We start from the raw sequence: 22,123 nt of genomic DNA, 5'->3' as shown, positions 1-22,123 counted from the left end.
GAATCCAGAATCCAGAAGTCAGAATTAAGAAGACCTTGATACTCAAATTTAATAATTTTAATAAAATCAAGAAGTTATTACACGCTTGATTTTACAATTATTCTGGCTCCTGACTCCTGATATCATGTCCGGGTAATTAGTTATGATTTCCACAATCATTGCACCCCACCCCCAGCCCCTCCCCGCCTGCGGGGAGGGGAGACAAAGCGTAGCTTTGGCGTGGTGGGGTTCTTGAGATTTAATAAGTAACCAAGCGGACATGATATGACTCCTGAATTCTTACCAATTTAATAAGGTAATTGCATCCTACCTAAAGCACGACGGGTTATATCAAAAAACACCAATCCAAAAACAATCAGTACGACTAAATCAAACCAAACTCCTGCCCATCCAGTACCTCTGACAAATGCATCACGAGTGATATCTATAAAATAGCGGGCGGGAACTATGTTAGGCATAAGTGATATGGGAAAGGGAATGTTGCTAATAGGATAAATAAAACCAGACAGTAATAGAGAGGTAACAAAACCGATCACAGAGACACTTTGTACAGCGGCATTTTGGTTACTGCTTCGTACCCCAAATAGCAAACCAAATAAAACACTGTCTGTGAGAAAAAGGAGAGTTCCTATTAACAAGGTGATAGAATTGCCTACTAAGCTAACCTGGAAAATTAGCGAACCTAGACCCATGACTATGAATGCTTGAAGGATAGCTATCAGCAGGTAAGCCAGTCCTTTACCAAGTAAGAGTTCAGTTGCACTGATACTAGAAGCGTAAAGTTGTAAGATGGTGCCTTTTTCTTTTTCTCTCACCATTGAGATCGCTGTCAGTAAAGACGGAAAAATCCATAAAACCACAGCGTAGACTCCCGGTACAATATACAGAGACTCTAATCTACCGGGGTTAAACCATAAACGAATTCGAGGTGTGACGCTGTTATTAAATGTTATCAGTCCTTGCTCCTGCATAAAAAAATTCGTGACTCTCTGAATGCTGTTTTTGATGACACGAGCATTATTGACATCTGTAGCATCAATCAGCACTTGCACCGTAGTATTTCTACCAGCTTGCACATCTCGACTGAATTGAGGAGGGATAATGATTGCTGCCTTGGCAATGCCGCGGTCGATCGCATCCCGCACTGGGTCGTTTCCCGACCATTGAGTAGGCATAAACTGATTGGTGGCGTATAGTCGCTCAATATAGCTATTGCTAATGTTTGTGCGGTTAAAATCTTGCACGATTAAGGGAATATTTTTACTTTCTAACCGGATTGCAAACCCAAAAATGAGTAACGTCATAAATGGCAGTATAAATGCCAACGCTAATGTCAGGCGATCGCGCTGAAACTGTACTAGTTCTTTGGTAAACTGAGCAAAAATCCGTTTCATAAATATAAAAAATATCAAAAAATTCTAGTTTTGCGATCGCTGTACTATACCGATGAAAGCGTCTTCTAGAGAAAAAGAAATGGGGCGGACGCGGGAAATGGTGATTTGAGCAGATTCTATAAGTTTTAGTAGTCGAGGAAGTTCTCGATCGGGGTCGTCAAGGACAATGTGTAAACTATCAGCAAAGATGGAGACACGCCAAGGATCGAGGTGTTGTTTGAGTAAATCGGCAGCAGCTTGGTTTTGGTTGACGATAACCTCCATAAGTTTTCCTGGTTGACTGGCTTTAATCGAACTGGAAGAACCAGAGATGACGGTTTCTCCCGCAACCATAAAACTCATGCGGTTACACTGTTCAGCTTCTTCAAGGTAGTGCGTGGTTACTAAAATAGCTGTGCCGTTGCGGGCAAAGTCATTAATCAGCTTCCAAAACTGGCGGCGTGCAAGCGGATCGACCCCTGATGTTGGCTCATCAAGAAATAGAATATCTGGTTCGTGCATTACCGAAGCACCAAAAGCAACTCGCTGCTTCCAACCACCCGGTAGCTGTCCGGTAAGCATCTTTTCTTGTCCTTCTAACCCACAGATGGCAATCACCCAATCAATTTTCTCCTGGCGTAGTTTGCGAGGTACACCATAAACACCGCAATAAAACTCCAGATTTTCCAAAATCGTTAGGTCATCGTAAAGGGTGAATTTCTGGCTCATGTAGCCAATACGCCGCCGCAATTGAGTACTACGGAGGTTGCTTGTTTCCCCCCCAAGAGAAATGACACCACCACTGGCTTTAAGCAATCCACACAACATTTTAATTGTGGTGGTTTTCCCAGATCCATTGGCACCTAAGAGTCCGAAGATTTCGCCGTAGCGTACCTCAAGGTTGACGCTTTTGACTGCTTGAAAATTGCCAAAAAAGCGGTTGAGGTTGTGAGCGTATATGGCAATGGATGAGGAACTAGGGTTAATTTCTCTATCGCCTGCGACGGTTAACCTGTAGTTTTCCAATTTCCATTGCTGGTTTGTTGCCTTAGCTCTCGGAAATGGAAAAAATTGCGTTGCTAACCCCTGTTGCCGTAAATGGGTAACGAAGACGTTTTCTAATGTCGGGCTACTAGACTCAATACTAAAGTCTGATAATTGTTGCTGTTGCAGCAGATCGTGCACCTGTGTACGACCTAAAGTTATATCCTTGACAAGAACATCAAGGCGATCGCCAAATGTTTGCACATCTACAATGTTTGCTTCTGCTGTCTGTAATAATACTTGCTCGCTTAATTGCAGATTTGACGTATGAACTTCTAGGCGATGTAAAGCTAAACTGGAGCGTAAAGCAGCAGGAGTACCAATTTTTTGAATTTGACCTTCATACATCAAAGCTACACGATGGCAGCGTTCTGCTTCATCTAAGTAAGGTGTAGCAACGACAATGGTCATACCTGCTGCTGATAGTTGCGCTAGCACATCCCAAAACTCTCGCCGTGAAACTGGGTCAACACCTGTGGTAGGTTCATCCAGTAACAAGACTTGGGGCTGTGAAATTAAAACACAGCAAAGTGCTAGTTTTTGTTTCATACCGCCTGAGAGTTGTCCAGCCTGCCTGTCGGCAAACTGCTCCAAGTTCATCAAGCGTAGCAAGCGATCGCGACGCGTCCAAAATAAATCATCTGACACTTGTCGCAAGCCTGCGGCATAACGTAAATTTTCATTAATGTTGAGATCCAAATACAGAGAAAACTGCTGCGTTAAATATCCCGTTATTGAGCGAGCATCCCGTGCAACCTGACCAAATATCTGCACTTCTCCGGCGGTGGGTTCCATCACGCCACCTAAAATATGAAAGGTTGTGGTTTTCCCTGCACCATCAGGGCCAATCAGCCCAAACATCTCACCCTGCTGCACTGTCAAATCGATCCCCCGCACTGCGGCTAAACGACCATAGTGCTTGTGCAAGCCTCGAATGTAAATGCTTTGAGTTGAAATTGGGGCTTGGGGTAAAATTTGAGTGCCACTTGTGACTTTGCGATCCATTGCCTATTACTCTGCACCCTTCAATAGAATCTCTCCATCAGCTGGCATCCCAATCTTGGCACAGGGTAAATCTGTACCAGCGTAGGGTTTTTTAGGATTAAAGCAACTCGCAGGGTTTGCAACACTTATGCGAATACCGACAACTTGCCTGACTCGATCCTTCTGAAAATAGATATTCTCAGGTGTAAACGAGGCTTGGGCATCAATGGCAACTACTTTACCTTTGAGGGGTTTATTAGGTGCAGAATCTAAGAAGATTTTCGCTACCTGTCCTTGGCGCACTTTGCCAATATCCCCTTCCGGGATAAAACCCCTCAAATAAATCGTATAGGGATCGATCACCGTCAGAATGTTCGTTTGACTATCCACTACTGCACCTGGTTCGACACTGCGGGCAGTTACAACACCGTCTAGAGGACTGACAACATTTAGGTCTTTATTGGAATCTTGAATTTGGGTAATCAGTTGTTGTTTTGATGCCAACGCAACTTTGACTTTTGCCTGAGCAGATTTTACTTGCGCCCAAGCAGATTTCAAGGAAGAAGATGTTTGAGCGCGCTTTCTTTTTAAGGCTTCTAACTGGGCGTTCCTAATACCTGGGTTGAAACCGGTTGATTGGGCTTGGGTGAGCGCCGCTTGGGTAGCACTTAACTGCTCAGAAGCTGCATTGACTGCTGCCTGTCGTGCCTGTAAAGTTGCGATCGCAGTGTCGAAGGTAGTTTGTGTTTGGTCAGATTGTTGTTGGGTAACTGCTCCATCATTCAGCAATTTAACATAGCGATCGCGATTTATCTTAGCTAGCTTAACTTCTGCTGCTGCCTGTTTGAGTACTGCCTGGGCTTGTACCACTTGCGCCTTAGCTGCCGCAGTGTTAGCTCGTGCTTGATTAACTTGACCGACTGTATCACCTCGCGACTGCTGTAAATTAAGTTGGGCTTCAAGGATTTGGCTGTTGACTTCTTCTATCTCACCCTGTACCCGCTCTACATCTGAACGAGCCTGTTGTTCGTCAGATAGAGCAGACGCAACCTGTGCGTTTGCAGATTGCAGTTGTCCTTGCAGGAGTTGGTCGTTGCTGTTATCTAATTTAATTAACTTCTGACCCTTTTTAACCGCAGCCCCTTCGCGTACTGCAATCGACTCAATTCGTCCCGAATGCTTGACGCCAATTTCAGTTTCATAACCTTCAATGCGTCCACTTACCTTGAGTATGTCTGCTCTCGGTTGCGGCTGTAAGCTCCAAAATAAATAACCAATACCTGCGATCGTCACCATTGCCAACATCAAAGGAACCGCTTTGGTGCGGTGCTGCTTTGTTGGTTCTACTGGAGCAGGAAGACTTTCTGTGTATTTAGAGACAGTCTGAGCCATGCTATTACCTTTGATTACTAATTTATGGATTGGATTCCCATCTTGCAGCAAGCCTTAAACGAAAGTTTGTACATATATAGATAGGCGCGAAATTATCCCTAACTAAGACAATACAATATGTGTTGTCAATAGAGCTAAGATAAACACAAAATCAACTGCCGAACCCACTAAAGAGCCAAAAATCTTTGTAGGTAAAGCATTACCAAACAACATTACCACTGTTCCTACAAACATCCAAGGCCATTGAATTTCACGCCAAATGTAGAATCCTGCCACACCAACTAATAAAGCGATCAAAATTGTCGGAATTGGTGGTTTACTGTTTTTCGGTTTATATCGCAGACTGCCAGCGACGTTTATTGGTGCTAGTTCCAAGTGTTTAAGATTAGTCACCAATCCCAATCCAATCAAACCAAATGTAATCGTCCAGCAACCAGAGAACAAAATCGGTTTACTTGCCCAGAATACACCAGCAGCACTGGCTAGTTTCACAGCCACTACCACTAACAATGGAATCAATAAATCATGTAATAAGAAGCGCAGACGATTAAGTAATTTTAAAAAACTACCTTCATTAATCAAACGACCCAGCGAAACAATGAGATTGTCATAGGTCATTCCAGCTACCACTAACAGCAGCAACAATATGTTGGCATTGTGTGAGTGTTGCCATAAACTTATGCTCCATGTAGCTAAGATCAAATTAGCTACCGTATAGAGTGGATATAAGATAGCCCCCATAATTTAATTCCTATAATTCCTAGTATTTTTAGAGAACGAAAACTTAGAGGATGTTTGAAAAATAGTTGGCTCTAATTTTAATTACATTATGACCCCCCTTAATCCCCCCTTATAAAGGGGGGAAACAAGAAAAATCTGGTTCCCTCCCCTTTACAAGGGGAGGGTTAGGGTGGGGTAAAAAATATTTGATCCATCAATCATGATTTTTCAAACATCCTCTTAGATTACACAGTTAACTTCTATATATTCTTATTAGCTTCAGCTAATCAACTGAAGCTTTTAAGATATTAGGTATGAGCTAATGATTGCTTGATTGAAAAAGCAATTTTTTATACTTTATCATCACTCTATTTAAAATATTGTAAAGAAATAATTAGTTTTAATTTTCAATTTTTAATTTTTAAATAACTCTGTAGGAAATTTATTTAAATGTTTAAATTAGCATCAAAAAATAGATTAAATACCATTGATTTAACCTTAAAATCTCAGTTTTTTGGTCTAAAAGGGTGTTTGAAAATTCCTCTTGTCGGTAGCAAAACGTTATAGTTCGATCCCCCTAAATTCGCCTTAAAAAGGGGGACTTTGATTCTACTTCCACCCTTTTTAAGGGGAGCTAGGGGGGATCTAGAAGTACTTAAAATCACAGCCAAACAGTTTTCAAACAACCTCTAAAAACGTAATTTTTCTGGTCAGGGTGAAATTGTACAAGATATGAGTCAGGCTAAAGCAAACACATCTAAATAAAATTTCAAAGCCTTGACTGAAATGGACATATACTTGCATCGTGCCATTAGCGGCATTACAAGCACGAGGTTAAAAAATGAAGGGCTAGAGTTAAACTTTAACTCCAGCCCTAAATATGCAGCTTTAGGTAATTCCTAAAGCATTAAGTTGTCTAAGTGGGTGAAGTAAAACCTTGGCTTTGTGTTTGAAATGTTACGGTGAAATTTCCTAGTGTACCACTAAGGAAACTCTGACTCACTGTCTGAACACCCGTTGATCCACCATTAGAAAAACCTACGCCGACTCCTGAGCTTGATCCAACAGCTTGAATACCAGGTGCACCCCCATGAACAGCCTCCAAATCTGTAGCTGATACTTCTTCAAGCAAGTTAGATTGTAATTCAGCGATTTTGATATTAGCCATAATTTCCTCTTTGAGTTTTCTTGGTAATACGTTGACGTATCTTATTTACTATCCTTCTAAAATTTTCCCTGATGATTTTTAAGTAGGGAAAGACTGTGAGAAACCACCAGCAAAAAGAGTAGCAGTGACAGTTGGCGATGCAGTCCCTGCATTTAAGCTAGCAGATGATGTAGTACCGTTTTGAATTCTTCCCGGTCCAATAGTTACACCTGTGCTTATAGCAGATCCAATTGTAGTAAATTGGAAATCACTGCCTCCTCCATTAACTAACCGTAAATCGGCATCAGAAAGTTTCTCGAATTGGCTTTCTGGCTGCAATTCAGATATTTTTATCGTAGCCATAGATTCTATCTATTCAAAAGAAATTAATTGAAATTTGAACTGCTTTAGTTCAACACAATAACTATAAACAATTCACAGAATTTTGCAATACTTTTTTCCTTAACTTTTGTAAATTTAATTATGATATATATGCTAAAAAACAACAATTTAGGTGGGGTATAACGCCACCTAAATTGTTGTCTTAAGTTCTTAACTATCAGAATAATTAATATGCAAATTAGAACTGATTTGATAATCCACTTTTAGATGAATTATCTGGAACACCAGCACTTTTTACACCATTCTTGATCTAAAAGTGCTTTTGCTTTAAGCACTTTTAGATCAAGTGGTAAACAAGCGAATTGTTATTTTATTCCACTAAAAAGTTAGCCCGACCTTATCCATTTTTTTAGGAAAGCGAACCCTACCCCTGAGAGGATGTTTGAAAAGTGATGATTGATGTATCAAATATTTTTTACCCCTCCCTAACCCTCCCCGTATGTATTGGGGAGGGTTAGGGATTTTTTTTGTTTCCCCGCTTTACAAGGGGGGACTAAGGGGGGTAACAACTCAATTAAAATCACACCCAATCACTTTTCAAACAACCTCTTAAACCTTTGTACAACACTAGTTTTACTTTTTTAACTTCATCAATAATCTGTGAAGTTGAAAAAGTATTTGCCAAAAAGCAAGGGTTTTGCCGGATAAAGCAAACCGAGTTTTTAATTTTGGATAAAGTCTAGTTTAGAGTATGTTTGAATTTGCAAACATACTCTAATGGTCAAAGTACTTCGGTTAAATTCTATTACGAAACTTTAAAAAAGGTATTTGAGCTTAACAAGGCTAACGTCGTGTTCCTGTTATTTTTTCTTGATTGGTCTTACTGTTGCTTGAATTAAAGTTCCACCCGCTACTGTTTTATTACCGAAAGCGTCTGCCGTTATTGAAGCAGAACTAATAGTACTAGCGTCTATCTTAGCTCCTGTGTCGTCGTAAACAGCCACTGTTCCACTTGTCAATAGTATAATCGTAGTACCAGCGCCTCCAATTAAGCTTTCGGCTTTCACATCATTTAGAGATTCTAAGTAACTCTGCTGGCAGTCTAAATCATGAATTTTAAGCATACTTCTCCCTTGTTAACTTCCTGTTTACCTTTGATTAACTTCCTATTTAGGATTATTGTCTGAGTACAATCTACTGATTGCTTTTTAGCGTCACAAAAAAGAATAGCACTATTAGAAATGAATAAATAGTAGTTTTACATAATTTTTTGCTTACTATCAGACAAAACCTTACGCTGTCAAGCTATTTACCTGATTTTGTATTTACAGGTTGTTTGAGAAGCGTTTTACTGTAACTTATTTTAAGTACTTTCATATCCGTATAACCCTAGTCACAGATACATTTCAGCCCATAATGACAAGGATATCAATATGATTCATAGCTGAGAAGTTGCTATGGAACTATTACCATTTCTGCGGAGAATATTTAGCGGCTTTTCACGCGATGTTGAGAATAGAAGTGGTTCGCGAATGATATTCGCGAACCGTAAAGAGATAAAATGATTTTTCGATTTTAGGTATTAACAAGCGAGTCTGCCATAACACACCAAAACACTACCTCTATTCTTAGTTAGTATACGTATCGTTAGCAGATAGAAGAGTATTGCAAAGTTCTAAAATCGGGCTGTAAAGCAGAAAGCGATCGCTTGGTGGGTGAGAGATGTCTTTGATAATAGGTTTTTTGACTCTGATTGCCACACAACTATTAAGAATGACTTATTTATATCGATAAAACTATTAAGAATGACTTATTTGTACTGAAATAAACTATAAATAATTACATCATAGATGTTAACTAAATTACACGTGCATCTGCTGCTTGCTAGTATACCTCCAAAGCGAAAAACAATGTGGAATTAACTATTGATTGGATAATACGCGCAATAGTGTGGCTAGGAGAATACTTAGAATATATAAAAAATAGTGTAATTGGGATACAAGTTTGGTCAAGAGGTTAGTTAGAGTTGGAAACCTTGCGCTAAACTTGCTTGTTGTATTCTTTATTACATTTTGTTGTACTGTTTATTACATTTTGTTGTACTGCTTATTACATTTTGAAATTAATGGTTTAATTTTAATTGTTTAAAAGCTTTGTAGAGCCAAGAATGGTTCGTATAAGTTATTCGCGAACCGTATATTTTTTGTTTTATGCACAATAATTCCAAACCGTCAACCCAAGAAGATTTATATGCACGCATACATTGCGTAGTTCAAGCTAAACAGCATCTGGAGAAAGAAATCCAAGCAATAAGTGCTTCGGGGGAGGTAGCTGCATCTTCCTGTTGGATTGTTCGCTATCTGGCTAAAGGGAGGAAGTCAGTATATTGGTATTATAAACTACAGGCTAGTGCAGCAATATTTCCAACAAAGATTGATGGTAAGAGTTCTCGTTACAAGCATTTAGGTAAAGCTGGTAGTAAAGCGTACTTAAAAGCTGTAGAACAAATTTTTCTCAGAGCCAAAATTGAAGCATTAGATCGTTCAATTGAAACTTTAAACCAGGGTTTGAAAGATTTAATCCAAGAAACTTCTAAATACAACAAAGATGAGTAGTGGGTTCGTGAATAATGTGACCTTGGCAAAGAGTTTTAGCCTTAACTGAACTGTATTGCCTTATATAGGAATCATATTTGATTTCTGAAAAAATCTCGGTAGTCAAGTAATGGACTGTCATGGCTAAAATGATTGCAAAAAATTGTAGGTTGGGTGGAGGCTTTGCGTAACCCAACCTACGTCTACGTCTAATATCATGTCCGCATAATTAGTTATGCTAACCACAGTCATTACACCCCACCCCCAACCCTTCCCCGCTTGCGGGGAACTCGGGGCCCCTCTGGGGATTAGGGGCAGGGAGACAACGCGTAGCTTTGGCGGGGTGGGGTTCTTTCTTCTTTTTGATTTATGCAAGAGGTCTAATGAACTATTTTGCGTAAACAGTCCACTACGTGCATTTCAAAAATCAAATACTAGTCTTATATGTGGGTAGTTACTAAAGTTGATTTCGCGCTTTAAGTTGTAGATATCGCTCAACTAACTGATCGGCAATTTGATTTGCTGGGGCGTCTAGTACCAATACACCTTTTTGTTTCAGTTGGGCATAAGCTACTTGTCGTTGCATTAATAAATCTAGTGCTACTGCACGGGTATAAGCACCTGCAACATCATCTGTAAAGGTGTGTGCTAGACGATCGACTTGTGGATCTCGCAAAGTAACGCAAAATGGAAGGTAGCGGGGTGCTAGTTTGGAGAGTGCTGCTAGGAGTTCTGTAGAGGCAGTGACATCAACTAAGTCAGTAATTACTACTACAAGCGCCCTCCGAGTTTGTCGCTGCAAAACATTTGTCACCGCTCCCAAATAATCAGATTCAAATAACACTGGTTGAATTGGAGTTAAGCGATCGATTAGCTGATTCAAATGATGTTGACCGCGTTCTGGGGGAATCCACGTATGCATTTGGCGGTCAAATACACCAATACCCACGCGATCGCCTCGATGTAAACCTGCCAAAGCTAAGGATAAAGTTGCATTCAATCCCCAGTCAAATCGCTGCAAATTCTGCACTTTTGCCGTCATTAACCGGCCGCGATCGAGTAAAATCAGTAACGTTTGTTCCTGTTCTGGTTCTAGAACCCTAACCAGTGGCATGGCATTACCATAAGCCCCAACCCGACGGGCGGTAGCTTTCCAATCAATAAACCGCAAATCATCACCAGTGCGATAGTTTCGCAGTTCGGCAAACTCTGTACCAATACCAGTTTTGCGAGATTGGCGCATCGATCCCGATGATTGCAGTGTCAGACGAATTGTGAGCGATCGCAATCCCACTAAATCAGGATAAACTTTCACTGGCAGACTTTGGGGAATTTGCCAATCATCCCAAGCTAATCCCCAAAGCCCCAACTGTCGGACTTGAATATTTCCCCAAGGAAACTCTCCCCGTTGTGTCGGGTGGACAGTATACGTCAATTCTTCAGTGCTGTTACTGGGAATAATAGCGCTGAGTGCAGGTGCAGACACGCCAAATCCTGTTGGGTAATAGTCGCGGATTTCAATTTGGGCGTCGGTATTTTGTGATGTCACCTTCAGCACCACTGGATTATCCCGGCCAATGGATAATCGTGACGGTAATTCGCGGATAATTTGCACGCGAGAACGCCGTATCCGCAAACCATCTGCAACCATCAGTCCGAGAATGATGGCATCAAATAGCACAGTGATGGCGATGGTTGCTTTAACAATCAGAAATAAGGATAGGATCGGGGCGATCGCAATACCCAAAACCAATAATAAATAAACTCGTCTGGAAGGAACCATTTTTTAGAGTGAGAAGTTAAATTTTAGGTATAAAGTGAATTCAATGTAACCGAAATAAGAAGACTTGCTAAATTCTTATATTTTTTTATTGTAGAAAAATAGTCACCTACTGTACTATTTTTTTGGGTTTAGAAGAACTGCAAGCACACGGATACGAGCATTGATCCGCCGAGGCGATCGCCCCTGTACTCCTATACTGGAAGTATGCCTACGGTGTACACACAAGTCGAAAAATTCTCTACCCACATTTTTGTCAGAGTGAAACTGTCACACAGACAGGCAATCCCGCCCTGAACTAAAGTTCTGGGCTGATAGCTGAAGTCCCCTAAGCGTGGACTGAATTAATCATTTAGTCCACGCTTAGTGGACTTTAGCTATGAGACTCGGAATTCATTCCGAGGCGGGATAGAAACGCAGTGTGAGATTTATTAATAAAGATATAACTGCGACAGACTTGTGTGTACACCGTAGCCCGAAGAGCGGGGAGGGGGGTGCAATGATTGTGGAAATCATAACTGATTACCCGGACATAATATTAGAGTTCGCCCCAGTAACCATAACACTCCACAACAATAAGTCTGGAAAACCGTTCGATCTACTGAATTAAGAAGGGTTTGCAAATGTTAACTAGCAAACACACATTTAGGGGATGATATAAAATGTCATGTTCTTTGTCATAACTCAGGAGTTTTATGGCGATCAAATCTTCAAATTCTTTTTTAGCGGTAGCACTGGCGATCGCTTCTTTGAGTTTTCCCGTATCTGTCAAAGCCGATACCGTGAATGCCCGTTGCGATGTATTCCCAAAAGGAGAAGACCGCGCCACATCCTCTGGGCCGTGTACCTTTTCCCAACGACAGGGTGCGGTTAGCATTCAACTGGAAAATGGTAATAGCTATGACCTGCTCCCTTCGGGGAATCGACCCGGCAATTATCGCGATCAAAATGGTGATGCTGCCTATCGACAATCTGGACTTGGCGATCGAGGACAGATTTATCGTCTCGCCAATGAATCGATTTTTGTCTATTGGGATACATCTGCCAATCGACAAAACTCAGGTAACAGAAATGGTAGGGTTGCTGCTAGGCGTCAGCCGGAAGCGGGTACTACCGTCTCTCGGTTGGGCGATCTAGTGGGGGCAAGGGCAGGACAGGCAGAAAACGCAGTGAAAAAACGGGGCTATCGATGGGTCAAGAGTGATGGTTCGGGCTACAGCTACTGGCTAGAAGGCAAAACCAACTACTGTGTAACAATCCAAACAGACCAAGGACGCTACCAATCGATTGTTTACACGGGGGGTCCACAGGATTGTCAGAAGTAGTTGCTAAACCTCGTCTACCTTGAAAACCGTAGTTTTGTAGGTTGGGTGCAGCGATCGCGTAACCCAACATAAAATTTGGTGGTAATGTTGGGCTGCGTTTCACTCCACCCAACCTACATAAATATATCTTTTAAAAAACTCTAGGTTTCAAGATAGATGAGGTTTATCTAGAAAAACAATCCAATTTAGAGGGCTGTCAATTATTGGAACTTAGAGAAAAAGTAGCCAGACTAGAAACGAGTTCTGCCAGTGCTCCAGTCGCCTGAATCGCAAGTACCACGGAAATCCTCAATCCCATTAATGGCAATCCGTCCACTGCGTCGATCGATTTCAACACGCGGATGATTTAGCCCATTCACTCGGTATTTCCCCGTGATTTGCTCCGGTGTGACACGGAGATCGTTGAGGTTCCACCATCCATTAGTACCGCCGGAATTAATTGGCGGGATCAGCCTTCCGCCCAGATGAATTTTTCCCTGCATATTACGAATCTCGACTTGAACCTCGGAATCGAACTCGCTTGTCGAAGACTCTACACGATTTTGCGGTTCATAGCGATGACGACGTGAGTTCCATTCATAGCTGTTGCGGCTTTCAACACTTGGTTTGCGACCTTCACCGTAGCAGATTAAGGTCAGTCTTTGCCGCACTGAGTCGTCACTGTTGCGCTCAGGTGCGCCTTGCTCCCGGAGATAGGTATCGATCGCAGTTTGAGCTTTAGCGATTTCTCTTGAACTACAGGAACGACCATTTTGAAGTAGCTCCCCTTGAGGGCTAAAAAGGACAGTGCAACCGCTTCCTCGTGTCATCCCCGTCACACTTAAATTACCATTGTCTACAGTATCGATTATCGCTTGAGCATTCACAGAACTTGCGACCGTAAGCGTAAGTAAACCCAGCGCGATCGGCGTTAAAGCCCGCAATGTTTTCATTGTTATGTTGATTGTTATTTTGAATAGATATGAATTTATTGGATAACTCTATCACCAAGAGGTTGAATGGTAAAGTCAGTAGACCGAAAAGTATCGCAACCAGCAGAGAATTTTATTATTTCTGCGCTTTTTGTTTTTCAACGTCAACTATAAATCAATACGCTTGGGTTAAGGGCTAATTGTACAAAATTGTGGGTTTTCGAGACGCGATAAATCGCCGTCTCTACAAGTGTTTTGGTCTTATCTGAACTGTATTGGGTTTTAATAATCAGCTTGCACAAATACAAAATTTGCCCTCAACCCCTTCTCCCAAAATTGCGAGAAGGAGAGCCAATTTCAAAGTCCCTCTCCGTTGGGAGAGGGATTTAGGGTGAGGGCTGATATTACTCCTCATTTATCAACTTTATTTCTTCAGGGAGTAAGGTAGTTTCATCTTTAGGAGGTTCGCCATCTATGGATTTGGCTATAGTTATATACGGTTTGATAATTAGACTGACACCAATTGTCCAACCTAATGCAACCATCCAACCTGCGAGAATATCACTAGGAAAATGAACCCCTAGATACAGACGACACCACGCAATTGCGATGATGTATAAGCTGCCGAATATGAGAACCAACCAGCGCCAAGAGGTAGCCCAAGTTAAGAACAGAAAAATTGCTACCAGTGTTACACTCGTCATCGCATGAGCGCTGGGAAATGCAAAACTAGACTCAGGCGCAATGGACTCCCACAATTGTGGACGCACTCGATGCATTAATTGCTTTGCGATGCGGTTGATGATGACGCTTCCTGCTGAGGCGGTGAGTAAATAAGCTAGCGATCGCCAGCGTTTTTTAAATATTAACATGAGTGCGATCGTACCCAAAATCAGTATCGCCGTCCAAGGCAACCCAATTGTAGCTAGGGCGACAGCTAAAGCATCTAATTGTGGGTTTGCTGTAGAATGAACTGCTAACAGAATCGGCACATCCCACGGAAAGCCCGCTTGATTCTCCCATATCCTCACTGTCAGGATTTCAAAAATCTGCAAAGGTAAATAGACTCCGATCAAAAGGAGTAAAAGCGATCGCCAACGAGCAATCAACAGGTTTTCGAGAAAATCAAACGGCGATTGACTCTCTTTATTGATTTGTTTCTCTTTTTCCATATCTAAATTTAAAAGGCGATCGATGACTTCACTGATTACAAATTACTGGAAACTTGAGAAGTTCCACAATGTTTACAGTATGACAAATGCTTATAAGTAAGATTATGACAGTTATGGCATTCAATATACTGATAATAACCGCAGTGTGGACAGTAAGTATCAAGATGTCGAATCTTCTTGGCACAATTGACACATCGTGATTTTTGAACTCTGCTAGCGGCTTGGACTTTAGCGTTAAAGACAAATTTTTGAAAAAACTGGATGATTCCAAAACCAATAACTGGAATCAGCAAGATATAAACATAATTTATCAGGAAAAGTAAACCGCCAAAAATGGCGCTAATTATATCAAATAAGAATTTAAATATTGCACCTATTTGCAGGAATTCAAAGATTTTAACGATTAATGGGATAAAAAAGATAACTAGCAAATGCCAGCTAATTAGCGAGACGAGTCCATATCCTCTTCTTTGGGAAAATTTATGAACTAATAAAGCAATTAGAATTAGTGGTAAAAGAAAGAGAGACTGAAAACCAAGCTGAATACTTGGATACCAAAATGATGCCTGATGATAGCCTTTGTCAACTTCCTGGAATCGATTGTCATCTTTAATAAATGTTATAAAACTAATGCTTTCTGGTTTGGCAAGCAGTTCATTTTTCAGAGTAGAAATTTCTTGTTTCAGAGTAGAAATTTGACGATTATTTGCTTCTAATGTCTGTTTAGCTTTTTCAGCACTGACTTGATTAATTGATTGTTCGCGACCTTGTCCGGCAATTTTTTCTAATAGCGTTGAGTCATACTGAGATTGAATAGTGCTATTGGTTTGTTCAAGCCTACTGGTTTTCGCTTGTTTTTGAGCGATATTTATAATGATTTGCTGCTTTTCAGGATTGTTAATCTTATCTTTGTAATCGGCATATTGCAAGCACGTTTGAGAAACCTTACCCAGATGTCCTGCTTCGGCTTGTTGATAGTTTCGCCGAAAACTATATTGATTGTTTGTGTAAGATGACAATGAAAGGCTAACAATTTCATAGTCTTTATCTTTAGTGGTTTTCGCCCGGTAATTCTGCCACTCTGAATAACATGGATAAGCTTCAGTCGGACTGATATGCCATCTGCTAATATCATCGAGTCCGGTAAAAACATTAATCAAGATAAAAATATCAATTATAATAATGACAACTAAACTGACTTTATTCAGTGGTTCGTTGTTGATTGTTCTTGTTCTGCTGAAAAATTGGCTCAAAAGACGGCGAATTCTGGTAAACATATTGTCTTTTAAATAAATAGAAATTCAATCCGAATCAATTTTATATGATCGGTAGTGAATAGCTGGACAAAAATACATCTACCCATCTGAAGATTTGTTAACTACTGACTAAAAACAAAATCCCCGACAACTTTTACGAAGTCGGGGATCTGTGGTTTTCAATTCTGACAAATCAGGCTGCGATCAAAAATATCATGGCTTTCACCTGAAATCTCTACTTAATACCGCTCGGCTTAAGAATATTCGTAGGTTGGGTTGAGCAATAGCGAAACCCAACAAACCACAACAAATATTGGGTTTCGTTCCTCAACTTAACCTACAATTTTCTATTTGTTAGGCAAAACCTACGCAGTATTGCAACCCTACTCAACCCTATTTAGCAGCGAAGTAGGCTTCTAATGCCTCAGAACCACCAATTAATTTACCATCGATAAATACTTGAGGAACTGTTGTCGCACCTGCAACTGCTTTTAGCGATCGCGTGGTGATATCCTTACCCAAGGTAATTTCTTCGTAGTTGATGCCATGTTCCTTGAGCATTTCCTTAGCACGGGCACAGAATGGACAACCCACTTTCGCAAACAGGGAAACTACTTCGGGCTTTACTGCTTGGGGGTTGATGTATCTGAGCATTGTCTCAGCATCCGATACCTTAAAGGGATCTCCAGGCTCTTCTGGTTCAATAAACATCTGGTTAATTACACCATCTCTCACCAGCATAGAATAGCGCCACGATCGCTTCCCAAATCCCAGGTCTGATTTATCTACCAATAGACCCATACCTTCAGTAAATTCACCATTTCCATCAGGAATTAATGTGATATTTTCTGCCTCTTGATCCTTTGCCCATTCGTTCATCACAAAGGCATCATTAACAGAAATACAGATAATCTCATCGACACCATTTTCTTTGAAAACCGGAGCCAATTCGTTGTAGCCAGGAAGATGAGTGGATGAACAAGTCGGAGTATAAGCACCCGGTAAAGAGAAGACAACTACTGTCTTATTAGCAAATAGTTGATCGGTTGTCACATCTACCCACTGGTTATCTTTGCGAGTATGAAAAGTGACATTGGGTACTCTTTGTCCTCGATGATTGGGTAACATAATTTTGCTTGCCTTTAGTAATCAACTTCAGTCATAACCTATCATGGGAGAACTGGTACAATGTAACTATCAATCGGCTAAGAAACTTCATTAATGAATGGAGCGATCGCTGCTACAAATTCAGTGGTTGATTCATAGGGTAAAACATTACGCCCGTTTATTTTTATACCTCGACTTTTAGGCAAACAAGCAAGATAGTGAGCCAAGCGTTCATCTGGCGTTTCTTTTTTATTGTCTTGGCTAATACTCGATGTAGTTTCCCCCATAACCGCTAATGTTGGTTGACCAATAGAGGCAATAAAACTAGTATAATCATCTCGCCAAAACCCTGCTAAAAAAGAAAACACTGCATGGCGGCTAGCAGGATTTTCTGCACCTGCAAGCAATGTATTTAACCACTCTGTATCCACACCATTTTCAGAAGCAAATAGTTGACGAATCGAAAAAGAACGCAAAAATTTTGGAGTGCGTGCATAGCGATAAAAAGCACTGCCAAAAGCCGAATCTAAGACATTCCAAAGGAATTTTTCTTGCCATTCTGGTGGTTTATTTGTCATCAAAGCCCACGCTGGCGGCCCAGAAAGTACCAGTCCGGCAATTAAGTTTGATTCTTTTTGGACTAGTTGGATAGCAACTGGCAATAAAGCACCTTGTACTACTAGAATAACAGGTTTTTGGACTACTTTTTGTAAAAAGGATTGCAACTGTTCTGCCCAATCACTAGGAGTGTAAGCTATACGGGGCATTTCACTTTCACCACATCCTAGTAAATCAGGGTTGTAAATTAAATTACGCTGACCTGAGTTATACCACTCGCGACAAAATCGTTGCCAAAATCGCCGCGACAATCCCACGCCAATTGGATGAATTAACAGTAAGGGAATGCCCTCAGATGTTGTATTAATTGGTTGATGAACTTCGTAGGCACAACGATAATTCTGCCAACTATAAAACTGGCTAGGAGATGCTGTTAAATTGGTTGTGTTAGCTACAGCAGATGGTTGCATAATTCCTAGTTTTTAATACTTGCTAAAAAATCATCTGTGGATGAATCAACTCGTATCCAGCTTCTTTGAGCTTTTCATTCGATACCCAAGCATTATATGGGCGAGTACTCTTAATAGATGTATCCCATTTAACTTTGGGTAAATTATGTTTTTCAAATAAGCTATCTAGCAAGTCTCGGCTGGTGAGATGTGCATCATCTACCAGATTGTAAATTCCTTGCAAACGACGGTGACGGGCAAATTCTATCGCACCAACAATATCATCTAGATGAACCCAATTTGTGGTATCCTCACCATTGCCCGGACGGGTTGTACCAGAATATCTACCAAATATTTTCAACAGTTCTCTACCAGTTCCATAAATCCCTCCTAAGCGGAAGATACAAACACGGAGATTTTCGCTAGATGCTGATAGCAACACCTCTTCTGTCTTTCGGAGAATTTGGGCATTTAAATTAGGAGGTGCAAGGGGTGTTTCTTCATCTACCCATACACCATTTCTGTCACCATATACTGCATAACTACCTGTGTATATTAATTGTTTTACACTCTTAATCTGTTGTAAGCACGAAACTAAAGTTTGGGCAGTTTGTAGGTAAGCTTCTTCATAAACTTCGCTATTTTTTGCCCCAACACTCAAAAGTACAACATCTTGATTATGCAAAACTGATTTTAGACTATTTATGTCATTACCACAGGTAACTACAACTCTTTGAGATACTGATTGTAGGGCAGGGACACGCTCAGACGAAGTTGTGGTTACACTGACAACAAAATTCATATCTTGCTGCCAATATTGAGCAACTTTATAACCAACATAACCACAACCAATGATTGCAACGTTCATGACAAATTAGACACAAATAAATTAAACTACTCATTGAGACGATTTTCTCAATTAATTGTCTGGAAGTAAATAATTTTAACAGTCCAGAGCTAACAGTCAATCATTAATAGTACAGAACTTTTTACCTAATGACTATTTTGCTAATTCTTTCTCAATTGTGGCAATTATCTCTGGTGAATTGGGCTGGACACTACTATTAAATCGAGCTACCACTTCACCTTGCTTATTAACTAAAAATTTTTCAAAGTTCCAAGCAACAGTTCCCGTTGGCTCAACGGCTTTAGTAAGTCGCTCATAAAGTGGATGCTGCTGTGAACCTTTGGCATGAACTTTATCGAATAGTTCAAAGGTAACACCATATTTACTCGTGCAGAATTGCACAATTTCCTCATTGCTTCCTGGTTCCTGCGCTCCAAAATCGTTACAAGGGAACCCCAAAATACGTAAACCTGCTTCTCCATACTTTTGGTTCAACTTTTCTAACCCCTCGTATTGAGAAGTATAACCACAGAAGGAAGCCACATTTACAATTAAGAGTACCTGACCGCTGTAGTCGTTTAATTGCTTATCTTCACCGTTGATGGTCTTGACTGCAATATCCAAAATTGTGTTACTCATCTGAAATCTGATTGATAGGGAATATTGCCAAGTCTCCCATATTACAGGTACTCTAAACTCGGTTTCTTTAAGGAAATTAGGTTTGTTAGCCTTGTTGTAACAATTCGATGTAAGTCATGTAGTTGCAAAACGCTGTATCTTGTATAAATAGCTCGACCAAGCTGCCATCTCAGGATAAGTGCGGGAAATCTGCGTTGCTTTTAATACAAAAACTTTGAGTGTAGTGATGAAATGACATACCTTTAAAGTCACAAATAATTAACTCTTTGTATAAAAAATTAACAACATCCAGAATTATCCAATTTATGATATCGGAAAATACTTAGCGAGATCGGCGATAATTTTTCAATATACCCGCACAGGTAAGTGGAATAAGGCAGGGTTATTTTTGGGTGGTGGCTTTGATTTATTAGGTATACAAATTTTAGGCGTAGGAGCGATCGCAGTTTTCAACGTCGGCTTTAGCTTTTTGATGTTTGGTGGTCTCAAAGCGCTGGGACACTTGCGTGTCATTATTCAAGAAAATTTTGAGCAATTTCTCAGCCAATTTTTTTCCAAGATTAAAGATTAAGTAAAGAAGACTTGACTATTTCAGAAAATACATCATAAATTTCTTACGGAGAACTATAAAAAATATTTACAGATGTGCCAATAGTTTCTTAAACTCCTACTAAGGTTATTTGAGTTTCTGGTTTTTAAACAAGTGGTCTAAAGGAAAAATATCAAAAACCACTGGATCTAACTTCGGACGGTAGTTTTTTTGTTTAAAGTGTTTTTTCCCTTTTTTAAGGATGGTTTGGAGGATGATGCTCAAATTTATGTATAAACAAAAATCGAAACCAAAAAAGAGGCATTTGTCTGCAAGAAATTACGATATCAATTCACAATCCAACTCTAAAGTCAAGCTATTTAATCTGATTAAGCGACTTTCTCCCAGTTGGCAAGCTTGTTTACCTATTGCTTGTCTGATTGTGTTGGGTTGGGGTTATGCCGCAGTTGCCCAAACTCCAGCCGCAGCGCCAACGACAGCAGAACTCAAAATTGCTATTGACACCCTGTGGGTAGCGATCGCAGCTTTTTTAGTGTTCTTCATGAACGCTGGTTTTTGTATGTTAGAAACTGGCTTCTGTCGTCAGAAAAACGCTGTCAATGTTCTTTCCAAAAACTTGATTGTATTTGCTCTGTCTACCGTTGCCTTTTGGTCAATCGGTTTTGCCTTAATGTTTGGTGATGGCAATGACTTCATTGGATTGAATGGGTTTTTCTTAAAAGGAGTAGATAACAGTCCCGCTACCGCAGACGCTTATAAAGGTGTCTTCAGTGCCATTAATTGGGCTGGTGTACCTTTAGCAGCCAAGTTTTTATTCCAGCTAGTGTTTGCTGGGACAGCTGCAACAATCGTTTCTGGTGCAGTAGCCGAACGGATTAAGTTTGTTGACTTCCTAATTTTCAGCCTCTTACTTGTAGGTATTGCCTATCCCATTACCGGACATTGGATTTGGGGTGGTGGTTGGCTAGCAGACAGAGGCTTTTGGGATTTTGCCGGTTCTACGGTGGTTCACTCTGTAGGTGGCTGGGCAGCTTTGATGGGAGCAGCATTTCTTGGGCCCCGTCTTGGGAAATATCAAGACAAGCAAGTTGTAGCAATGCCCGGTCATAACATGAGTATTGCTACATTAGGCTGTTTGATTCTGTGGTTGGGCTGGTTTGGTTTCAATCCCGGTTCTGTAATGGCTGCCGATCCCGGTGCGATCAGTCATATTGCTCTAACCACTAACATGGCTGCTGCTGGCGGTGGAATTGCCGCCACCATCACAGCTTGGTTGTACTTAGGTAAACCAGACCTGTCAATGATTATTAATGGTATTTTGGCTGGCTTGGTTGGGATTACAGCATCTTGTGCTTACGTAGGTGTCGCTAGTTCTTTAGTAATTGGCTTCATTGCTGGAGTACTGGTAGTTTTCTCTGTAACATTCTTTGACAAACTTGGCATTGATGACCCAGTGGGAGCTACCTCAGTTCACTTAGTTTGTGGTATCTGGGGAACCCTAGCAGTTGGTCTATGGTCTGTTGGCCCTGGTGTTTTTACCTGGTATACACTTGGCCCAGAAAAAGGTTTATTTTCAGGTGGTGGCTTGGGACAGTTTGGTGTCCAGTTGCTAGGCGTTGTCTCAGTGGGTGGCTTCACTGTTTTACTCAGTAGTATTTTTTGGTTGGCACTAAAAGCGACTTTAGGTATTAGAGTATCCAAAGAAGAAGAATTAGAAGGTTTAGATATCGGCGAACACGGTATGGAAGCCTACAGTGGATTTCTTAAAGAAGGTGATGCAACAGTATTTTCTGATGAACAAAGCTCAATTGGGAGAGTTTAGGGTAAATATTTCTTTGGTTCATTCTTTGGCATATTCTTAATATGAGCTATCAAGACACCATTAGTCGATTGAACTGATTCCGCAAAATTCTCTATCCAAGCAAAGAGAAGT

Annotated in this window: 19 protein-coding genes; 4 read left to right on the top strand and 15 right to left on the bottom strand. The window is 40.7% G+C overall.

Annotated elements, in window-relative coordinates; all coding sequences use genetic code 11:
• Positions 1–287 precede the first annotated feature (287 nt).
• The 7 genes from V7K61_RS32865 to V7K61_RS32835 form a co-directional block, all read right to left on the bottom strand.
• A complete protein-coding gene (locus V7K61_RS32865) occupies positions 288–1,394 on the bottom strand; it encodes an ABC transporter permease (protein ID WP_335060234.1) in 1,107 nt (368 codons plus the stop codon).
• Between the two features lie 24 nt (positions 1,395–1,418).
• Positions 1,419–3,422 (bottom strand): ATP-binding cassette domain-containing protein, encoded by a 2,004-nt coding sequence (locus V7K61_RS32860; protein ID WP_335060232.1) that lies wholly within the window; start codon positions 3,420–3,422, stop codon positions 1,419–1,421.
• A gap of 6 nt (positions 3,423–3,428) precedes the next feature.
• Positions 3,429–4,793 (bottom strand): HlyD family secretion protein, encoded by a 1,365-nt coding sequence (locus V7K61_RS32855; RefSeq protein ID WP_335060230.1) that lies wholly within the window; start codon positions 4,791–4,793, stop codon positions 3,429–3,431.
• A gap of 102 nt (positions 4,794–4,895) precedes the next feature.
• A complete protein-coding gene (locus V7K61_RS32850; protein ID WP_335060228.1) occupies positions 4,896–5,534 on the bottom strand; it encodes a hypothetical protein in 639 nt (212 codons plus the stop codon).
• An 895-nt stretch (positions 5,535–6,429) separates the two neighbouring features.
• Positions 6,430–6,681, bottom strand: a complete 252-nt coding sequence (locus V7K61_RS32845; protein WP_335060227.1) for a hypothetical protein — start codon at positions 6,679–6,681, stop codon at positions 6,430–6,432.
• Between the two features lie 78 nt (positions 6,682–6,759).
• Entirely contained in the window at positions 6,760–7,023 is a 264-nt protein-coding gene (locus V7K61_RS32840) for a hypothetical protein (protein ID WP_335060225.1), read from the bottom strand.
• Positions 7,024–7,862: 839 nt separating this feature from the next.
• The gene (locus tag V7K61_RS32835) at positions 7,863–8,126 is read right to left on the bottom strand and encodes a hypothetical protein (protein ID WP_335060223.1); all 264 of its coding nucleotides are present in this window, start codon (positions 8,124–8,126) and stop codon (positions 7,863–7,865) included.
• Between the two features lie 1,086 nt (positions 8,127–9,212).
• On the opposite strand from V7K61_RS32835, the gene V7K61_RS32830 reads away from it, so the two are divergent.
• Entirely contained in the window at positions 9,213–9,617 is a 405-nt protein-coding gene (locus tag V7K61_RS32830; RefSeq protein WP_335060221.1) for a hypothetical protein, read from the top strand.
• A gap of 436 nt (positions 9,618–10,053) precedes the next feature.
• On the opposite strand, the gene V7K61_RS32825 is transcribed toward V7K61_RS32830, so the two are convergent.
• Positions 10,054–11,379, bottom strand: a complete 1,326-nt coding sequence (locus tag V7K61_RS32825; protein WP_335060219.1) for a DUF58 domain-containing protein — start codon at positions 11,377–11,379, stop codon at positions 10,054–10,056.
• A 692-nt stretch (positions 11,380–12,071) separates the two neighbouring features.
• On the opposite strand from V7K61_RS32825, the gene V7K61_RS32820 reads away from it, so the two are divergent.
• Positions 12,072–12,701: a hypothetical protein gene (locus V7K61_RS32820; RefSeq protein WP_335060217.1), complete on the top strand. Its 630-nt coding sequence runs from the start codon at positions 12,072–12,074 to the stop codon at positions 12,699–12,701.
• Between the two features lie 230 nt (positions 12,702–12,931).
• Here the strand turns inward: V7K61_RS32820 and V7K61_RS32815 are convergent, their stop codons facing one another.
• The 7 genes from V7K61_RS32815 to V7K61_RS32785 form a co-directional block, all read right to left on the bottom strand.
• On the bottom strand, positions 12,932–13,633 hold the full coding sequence (locus V7K61_RS32815; RefSeq protein ID WP_335060215.1) for a hypothetical protein: 702 nt from the start codon (positions 13,631–13,633) through the stop codon (positions 12,932–12,934).
• A gap of 383 nt (positions 13,634–14,016) precedes the next feature.
• Positions 14,017–14,784 (bottom strand): phosphatase PAP2 family protein, encoded by a 768-nt coding sequence (locus V7K61_RS32810; protein WP_335060213.1) that lies wholly within the window; start codon positions 14,782–14,784, stop codon positions 14,017–14,019.
• Between the two features lie 35 nt (positions 14,785–14,819).
• Positions 14,820–16,061, bottom strand: coding sequence for a hypothetical protein (locus V7K61_RS32805; RefSeq protein ID WP_335060211.1), 1,242 nt, complete (start codon positions 16,059–16,061; stop codon positions 14,820–14,822).
• A gap of 372 nt (positions 16,062–16,433) precedes the next feature.
• Complete coding sequence (locus V7K61_RS32800; RefSeq protein ID WP_335060209.1) at positions 16,434–17,168, bottom strand: glutathione peroxidase; 735 nt, start codon at positions 17,166–17,168, stop codon at positions 16,434–16,436.
• Positions 17,169–17,245: 77 nt separating this feature from the next.
• Positions 17,246–18,175 (bottom strand): alpha/beta fold hydrolase, encoded by a 930-nt coding sequence (locus V7K61_RS32795; protein ID WP_335060207.1) that lies wholly within the window; start codon positions 18,173–18,175, stop codon positions 17,246–17,248.
• Between the two features lie 22 nt (positions 18,176–18,197).
• Positions 18,198–19,022: an SDR family oxidoreductase gene (locus tag V7K61_RS32790; RefSeq protein WP_335060205.1), complete on the bottom strand. Its 825-nt coding sequence runs from the start codon at positions 19,020–19,022 to the stop codon at positions 18,198–18,200.
• A 132-nt stretch (positions 19,023–19,154) separates the two neighbouring features.
• Positions 19,155–19,640, bottom strand: coding sequence for a glutathione peroxidase (locus V7K61_RS32785; RefSeq protein WP_335060203.1), 486 nt, complete (start codon positions 19,638–19,640; stop codon positions 19,155–19,157).
• A gap of 388 nt (positions 19,641–20,028) precedes the next feature.
• Here V7K61_RS32785 and V7K61_RS32780 point away from each other — a divergent pair, with 388 nt between their 5' ends.
• Positions 20,029–20,211 (top strand): hypothetical protein, encoded by a 183-nt coding sequence (locus V7K61_RS32780; RefSeq protein WP_335060201.1) that lies wholly within the window; start codon positions 20,029–20,031, stop codon positions 20,209–20,211.
• A gap of 247 nt (positions 20,212–20,458) precedes the next feature.
• On the top strand, positions 20,459–22,012 hold the full coding sequence (locus V7K61_RS32775) for an ammonium transporter (RefSeq protein WP_335060199.1): 1,554 nt from the start codon (positions 20,459–20,461) through the stop codon (positions 22,010–22,012).
• Positions 22,013–22,123: the final 111 nt, after the last annotated feature.

This window comes from Nostoc sp. (assembly GCF_036918015.1).
GTDB lineage: Bacteria > Cyanobacteriota > Cyanobacteriia > Cyanobacteriales > Nostocaceae > Nostoc.
Note: the sequence above shows the minus strand (reverse complement) of the source record. Positions and strands in the feature narration are given on the sequence as shown.